The sequence below is a fragment of the Plasticicumulans sp. genome, from assembly GCF_035331805.1.
In the GTDB taxonomy this organism is placed as follows: Bacteria; Pseudomonadota; Gammaproteobacteria; order Competibacterales; family Competibacteraceae; genus Plasticicumulans.
Genome location: NZ_DAOLKE010000321.1, coordinates 1 through 4023, shown reverse-complemented (window position 1 = coordinate 4023; position 4023 = coordinate 1). Strand labels below are relative to the sequence as shown.

The window sequence follows — 4023 nt, the reverse complement described above, 5'->3', positions numbered from 1 at the left end:
CCGCCGGCGGTGCGCGTCTGCGTCAGCGCCCAGCCCGATCGCGAATCGCTGGCGCAGGGGCTGGACGTGCTCGCCGGCCTGCTGGCGCAGCCGCCGTCGGCACCGCTGCTGATGTGAAGACACGGCATCGGCCCGGGCTGCGACGCATCCTGCCGGTGTTTCGCTCGATCCCGCCCGTCCCTTGACGATTCTTCCCTGCCGGAGCCTGCCGCCATGACCGAAGCGCTGTTTCGCGACGACGCCTACCTCGCCGACTGCACGGCGATCGTCACCGCCGTGACGCGCACCGACACGGGGACGACGGTCGAATGCGATCGCACCGTGTTCTACGCGCTCGGCGGCGGTCAGCCCGGGGATACCGGCACGCTGACGCGGGCCGACGGCCGCCGGCTGGCGATCCTCGATACGCGCAAGGGCGAAACCCCCGGCACGATCCAGCACTGGCTCGCCGCCGATGCCGAGCCGCCCGCCGTCGGCGAGCGCGTGCATCTGGCGCTCGACTGGACGCGCCGGCACCGGCACATGCGCATGCACACGGCGCTGCATCTGCTGTCGGCGGTGATCCCGGCCGGCGTCACCGGCGGCTCGGTCAGCGCCGACAAGGGCCGGCTCGACTTCGATCTGCCCGATCAGCGGCTCGACAAGGCCGACATCGAGGCGCGCCTGAACGCACTGATCGCCGGTGATCACGCGGTCGGCACGCGCTGGATCAGCGATGCCGAACTCGATGCGCAGCCGGAGCTGGTGAAGACGCTGTCGGTGCAGCCGCCGCGCGGTCAGGGCCGCGTGCGCCTGGTCGGGATCGCCGGCATCGACCTGCAGCCCTGCGGCGGCACGCACGTCGCGCGCACCGGCGAGATCGGCCGCATCCTGGTCACGAAGATCGAGAAGAAATCCACGCACAACCGCCGCGTGATCCTCGGCTTCGCGGACTGACAGGGCGTGCGCGGCTGTCGGCAAGCGCACGCCGCGTCGGCTTTGTCGGATATCCGTGCATGCCGGCAGGATTCCATCCGCATGATCCGCAAGCGTTTTGTCCGGATGGCGCACTCCTCGCATGCTGCAGCGCACATTCCTGACGGACCGCTGCCGCCATGCCCGACGACCCGCACGTCGCCCCTTCCGCTGCCGTCGCCGAAGCCCTGGGCGTGGTGCACGCCTATCACGCGCGCAGCAAGCACCGGCTGGAGCGCTACGCCGCAGGCCCGGAGACGCTGGACTGGAGCGCGCAGCCCGATCCGTTCCGCACCTACACGGGCGCCGGCGTGCAGCTGCTGCCCCTCGGCGCCGATGCGCTCGCGAGCCGCTGGCAGGCCGTGCACCGGCCCGGCGCGATTCCACCGCAGCCGCTGAACGCCGATACGCTCGGCACGCTGCTCGAACTGACGCTCGGCCTCGCGGCCTGGAAGCAGGCCGGACCGGATCGCTGGGCGGTGCGCTGCAATCCGTCGAGCGGCAACCTGCATCCGACCGAGGGCTACGTGCTCGCGCAAGGCCTGCCGGGCCTCGCCGACGGCCTCTGGCACTACCGGCCGCGCGAGCACGCGCTGGAGCGGCGCTGCGCGTGGCCGGCCCCGGCGGTCTCGTCGCCACGTTTATATGTGGGCTTCAGCGCCGTGCTGTGGCGCGAACTCTGGAAGTACGGCGAACGCGCCTTCCGCTACTGCCAGCTCGATGCCGGCCACGCGCTCGGCGCCCTCGCCTATGCCGCGGCCGCGCTCGGCTGGCACCTGCGGCCGGTGTCGATCGGACACGAGGCACTGGCGGCACTGCTCGGTCTCGATCGCGACGCCGACTTCGGCAAGGCCGAGCGCGAGGAGCCGGAACTGCTGGTCGAGGTGCTGGCCGGTGGCGCTGCGTCGCACACGCTGCCCGTCATCCCGCCGGACGCCGTCTGGCACGGGCAGGCCAATGTGCTCGATCGCTGGCCGATGTACCGCTGGCCGGTGGTCGATGAGGTCGCCCGCGCCAGCCGCCGGCCGGCCGGCGTGTCGGAGCACGCATCGCCGGCGGATGCCGCACTGCCGCCGCTGCAGCCCGCTGCGACCGAGGTCCGCGCCGCGACGCTGATCCGCGCACGGCGCAGCGCACAGCGCTTCGTGCGCGACGCGCAGCAGGATCTCGCTTCCTTCCTGCGCCTGCTCGATGCGCTGCTGCCGCGCACCGGCCTGCCGCCGTGGAGCGGGCTGAATGCGCCGGTGCGCGTGCATCCGCTGCTGTTCGTGCACCGCGTCGAGGGGCTGGCGGCCGGCGTCTACGTACTGCCCCGCAGTGCGTCCGCCGTGACGACGCTGCGCTCGGCGCTGTCGGAGGGCTTCAGCTGGGACAAACCCGAGGGTGTGCCGGCGCATCTGCCGCTGTACCGGCTCGCCGATGGCACGACCGCGAAGATCACGCGCACGCTGAGCTGCCATCAGGCGCTCGCGGCCGACTGCACGTTCACGCTGGCGCTGCTCGCCGAGTTCGATGCCACGCTCGCCGCCGCCCCCTGGGCGTATCGCGAACTGCATCACGAGGCCGGGCTGATCGCGCAGGCGCTGTACCTGCACGCCGAGGCCGAGGGCCTGCGCGGCACCGGCATCGGCTGCTTCTTCGATGACGCCGTGCACGCGCTGCTCGGGCTCGCGGATGCGCGCTTCCAGTCGCTGTACCACTTCACGGTCGGCCGGCCGCAGCCGGATGCGCGCATCGCCAGCGAGCCGCCGTATCCCGACCGCCGCTGATTCCCCTGTCCCGCCCCTTTCCGCCTGCCCCGGAGCCTGCCGCCGATGAGCGATCGCCATTACACCCGCCTGAGCCCGGCCGAAGCCGAAACCCTGCTCGCCACCGGCCTGGCCAGCGTCTTCGACGTGCGCGAGAAGCCGTTCTTCGCGCAGGATCATCTGCCCGGCGCCAGACACCTCGACGATGCCGGCATGGATGCCGCGCTGCTCGGCACGCCGCGTCGCCAGCCGGTGCTGATCTACTGCCATCATGGAAACGCCAGCCGCGCGGTCGCGCAGGCCTTCGCGGACTTCGGCTTCACGCAGGTCAGCGATCTCGCCGGCGGCTGGGAAGCCTGGCGTGCGCACCGGGCGGCGGGCATCCAGGCGGTGCGCGGCGTTGCCCCGCGCGAACCGCTGCCGGCGGTGCTCGCCGACTGGCTGCAGGCCGAAGGCTATCCGGCGGATGATCTCGATGCGCGGCTTGCCAACGGCACGACACCGCTGATGCGCGCCGCGCGCCTCGGACTGGCCGATCGGGTCGCCGATCTGGTGATCGCCGGTGCACCGCTCGAATCGCGCAATGCCGACGGCAACACCGCGCTGTGGCTCGCCTGCTTCAGCGACGACGCCGACACGCTCGACATCCTGCTGAACGCCGGCGCCAGCCCCGACAACCTCAACGACAACGGCGCGACCTGCCTGATGTACGCAGCCTCGGCCGGCAAGGCCGGGGTCGTGCAGGCGCTGCTCGCCGCCGGGGCCGACGCCAGCCTGCGCTCGCTCGATGACTTCACGGCGCTGGACATGGCCTCGACCGAAGCCTGCCTGAACCTGCTGCGCCCCGGACGCGGACGGAGAGCCCCGGGCACGGCCTGAGGCGGGCATCGTTGCGGTCCGCGATGGTGCAATGCAGCGTTAAAAATCCTGACACTCACCGAGCGGCCTGCGCACGGCAAGCCTGCGACGAGTTCCGGACCACCGGCCAGTCACTGTCAGGACGTTCAATCCGCTTCAACACCTCAAGGCCCTGATCCGGAGCGTTTTCCTGTAACCGGATCGTGGCGGGAAACGTAGGGTAGAGAAGCGCCATCGCTTCGACCATTGTCGAAAGATGTCGCCACGCCATGGCTCGCAACTTGCTTTGCAGAATGCGTCAGCGCCCGGCTCAAGAAGCGGGCCCAGCTTCCGACGTTTACCGTCAGCAGCCATCAACTTCCCGCCGCGCATGGCGAGGAAGCCAGCTAGTGTCGCGCCTGGGTACAGGGAAAGTACCGGCCGTGACAGGAATGTTTGAGGTGTTAGCGATGCGCCTCCCGGC

General features: G+C 71.0%; 3 protein-coding genes. All 3 read left to right on the top strand.

Features of this window, described 5'->3' with window-relative positions:
* Window positions 1–213 precede the first annotated feature (213 nt).
* A complete protein-coding gene (locus PKE44_RS16110) occupies window positions 214–936 on the top strand; it encodes an alanyl-tRNA editing protein (RefSeq protein ID WP_324553176.1) in 723 nt (240 codons plus the stop codon).
* Between the two features lie 158 nt (window positions 937–1094).
* Complete coding sequence (locus PKE44_RS16105; RefSeq protein ID WP_324553173.1) at window positions 1095–2723, top strand: nitroreductase family protein; 1629 nt, start codon at window positions 1095–1097, stop codon at window positions 2721–2723.
* 45 nt (window positions 2724–2768) lie between these two features.
* On the top strand, window positions 2769–3581 hold the full coding sequence (locus PKE44_RS16100) for a rhodanese-like domain-containing protein (protein WP_324553170.1): 813 nt from the start codon (window positions 2769–2771) through the stop codon (window positions 3579–3581).
* Window positions 3582–4023 lie beyond the last annotated feature (442 nt).

Bases quoted from the DNA above. Each gene is read 5' to 3' on its own strand.
- PKE44_RS16110 (WP_324553176.1), top strand. From the start codon at position 214: ATGACCGAAGCGCTGTTTCGCGACGACGCCTACCTCGCCGACTGCACG.
- PKE44_RS16105 (WP_324553173.1), top strand. From the start codon at position 1,095: ATGCCCGACGACCCGCACGTCGCCCCTTCCGCTGCCGTCGCCGAAGCC.
- PKE44_RS16100 (WP_324553170.1), top strand. From the start codon at position 2,769: ATGAGCGATCGCCATTACACCCGCCTGAGCCCGGCCGAAGCCGAAACC.